This window comes from Phenylobacterium sp., assembly GCF_037138395.1.
In the GTDB taxonomy this organism is placed as follows: domain Bacteria; phylum Pseudomonadota; class Alphaproteobacteria; order Caulobacterales; family Caulobacteraceae; genus Phenylobacterium.
Map to the genome: position 1 here is coordinate 1 of NZ_JBAXIM010000241.1, position 2,365 is coordinate 2,365.

Annotated in this window: 3 protein-coding genes; all 3 read left to right on the plus strand. The window is 69.2% G+C overall.

Features of this window, described 5'->3' with window-relative positions:
* The first annotated feature begins 235 nt into the window (after positions 1 to 235).
* Positions 236 to 1,033, plus strand: coding sequence for a glucose 1-dehydrogenase (locus WCJ52_RS12770; protein ID WP_336903683.1), 798 nt, complete (start codon positions 236 to 238; stop codon positions 1,031 to 1,033).
* Positions 1,030 to 1,542 (plus strand): AAA family ATPase, encoded by a 513-nt coding sequence (locus WCJ52_RS12775; protein ID WP_336903684.1) that lies wholly within the window; start codon positions 1,030 to 1,032, stop codon positions 1,540 to 1,542. The genes WCJ52_RS12770 and WCJ52_RS12775 overlap by 4 nt, the downstream gene beginning before the upstream one ends.
* Before the next feature lie 80 nt (positions 1,543 to 1,622).
* A partial coding sequence (locus WCJ52_RS12780) for a biosynthetic peptidoglycan transglycosylase (protein WP_336903685.1) occupies positions 1,623 to 2,365 on the plus strand: 743 nt, incomplete at its 3' end.

The following is a 2,365-nucleotide window of genomic DNA, read 5'->3' on the forward strand; positions in this document are numbered from 1 at the left end:
ACCTCGCAGTGGACCAGGATGTCCGCCGCCGGCAGGACATCGGCGTAGGATTCCAGGAAGGTCGCCCGGCTGACCAGGGCCAGGGCCTCGGCGTCCTGCGGGCCGCAGGGGCGGATCGCGATGGGCATGGGCGTCTTCCTTCAGGACTTCGGATTGGCCCGGGCTCTGGGCAATCCCGCCGCCCTGCGCTAGGCATTGAAAAACCCCCAAGGGGTCAAGCGTAAAGGAGACGATCATGGCGGGACGGGTTCAGGGCAAGGTGGCGCTCATCACCGGTGGGGCCAGCGGCATTGGCAGGGGCTGCGCCGAGCGGCTGGCCGAGGAAGGTGCCATCATCGTCATCACCGACATCCAGGACGACAAGGGCGCCGAGGTCATCCAGGCCCTGCGCGCTGCGGGCACCAAGGCGGACTACCTGCACCACGACGTCACCAGCGAGGACGCCTGGATCGAGACCGTCGGCAAGGTGAAGGCCCTGCATGGCCGCCTCGATATCCTGGTCAACAATGCCGGCATCGGCCTGTCCGGCCCGGTGACCGAATTCTCCCTGGCCGACTTCAAGCGCCAGATGGCCATCAATGTGGACGGCGTCTTCCTGGGTATGAAGCATTCCCTGCCCCTGATGCGCGAGCACCAGGCCGGCTCGATCATCAATATCTCCTCGATCGCCGGGCTGAAGGGCTCGCCCAACATGAGCGGCTACTGCGCCACCAAGGGCGCCGTGCGGCTGATGACCAAGTCAGTGGCCATGGAGTGCGCCAACGCCAAGGACGGGATCCGGGTCAACTCCATGCACCCCGGCATCATCGAGACCCCGATCTGGGACAGCATCATCGGCACCGGTGCCCCCGGCGACAACGCCCGGCCCCCGCGTGACCTCGCCCTGGACGCGCTCACCGAAACGGCTGTGCCCCTGGGCGTGAAGGGCTTCCCCCTCGACATCGCCAACGGCATCCTCTGGCTGGCCTCGGACGAGAGCCGCTATGTCACCGGCGCGGAGATGGTGATCGATGGCGGGCTGACCGTCCGTTGAACACCGCCGCGGCGCCCACCCTGCACGTCATCTTCGGGCCCTCGGGTGCGGGCAAGTCGACCTATGGGGCTGACCTCGCCCGCCGTGAGCGGGCCGTGGCCTTCTCCATCGACGACTGGATGGCCAGGCTCTTTGCCCAGGACATGCCGCAGCAGCCGGACTTCAACTGGCTGATGGAGCGCGTCGAGCGCTGCGAGGCGCAGATCTGGTCCACGGCGGCGGCGGTCATGGCCTCGGGGACCCCGGTGGTCCTGGACCTGGGCCTCCTGCGCCGGGCCGACCGCGCCCGGGTCGCAGAGATCGCCCACGCCTGCGAACTGCCGGCGCAGTTCCACTACCTGACCGCCCCCAAAGAGGTGCGGCGCGGCCGGGTGCTGTCCCGCAACCAGGTCCAGGGCGAGGGCTTTTCCTTCGTGCTGACCCCCGAGATGTTCGACTTCTCCGAGGGCGTTTTCGAGCCGCCGGAGGCCGAGGAGCTGGCCGGCTGCCACCAGGTCGAGAGCGCCTGACCCCCGCCTTGGTCTCGCCACCGTTGCGGGCGAGGTTCAGGGGTCGGGGATTGCCCCGTCCAACAGGAACCTGAGACCCCATGCTCGGAGCCATCGCCGCCGCGGCGGTTGCCCTCCCCGGCCTTCCGGGCCTGCCCGCAGGGACGGTCCAGCCCCTGCCGCCCATCGAACGGGCGCCCCAGGTGATCTTCGTCGACCGGAACGGATCGCGGATCGGCGTGCGGGGCGGACGCTTCGGACCGCCCGTGGACACACGCGCCCTGCCCGGCCACGTCCCGGCGGCCTTCGTCGCCATCGAGGACCGGCGCTTCTATAGCCATCCGGGCTTTGATGCCGTGGGCATAGCCCGGGCGGCGGCGGCGGACCTGGCCGAGGGCCAGCTTGGCCAGGGCGGTTCGACCATCACCCAGCAGGTGGCGCGGGCCTTGTACCTGACCCAGGAGAAGACCCTCGAGCGCAAGGCCCGGGAGGTCATGCTGGCCGTGCAGCTCGAGCAGACCTACAGCAAGGCGCAGATCCTCGGCATCTACCTCTCTCGGATCAATTTCGGGAAGGGCGCCTGGGGCCTGGAGGCCGCGTCCTGGCGCTTCTTCAACAAGCCCGCCTCGCGACTCACGGTCCGTGAGGCGGCCATGCTCGCCTCGATCCCCAAGTCGCCCTCCGGCTACAACCCGGTCGATGAACCGCAGCGCAACGCCGAGCGGACCCGCCTTGTGCTCGACGCCATGGTCGAGACGGGGGCGATCTCGTCAAAGGCCCGGGCCGCGGCCCTGGCGGAGAAACCCAAGGTCTGGAAGCGGGCGCCGGACGCCTCGGCCGAGTA

What these genes read in the sequence shown, in the direction of transcription:
- WCJ52_RS12770 (WP_336903683.1), top strand. Translation starts at nt 236, where the DNA reads ATGGCGGGACGGGTTCAGGGCAAGGTGGCGCTCATCACCGGTGGGGCC.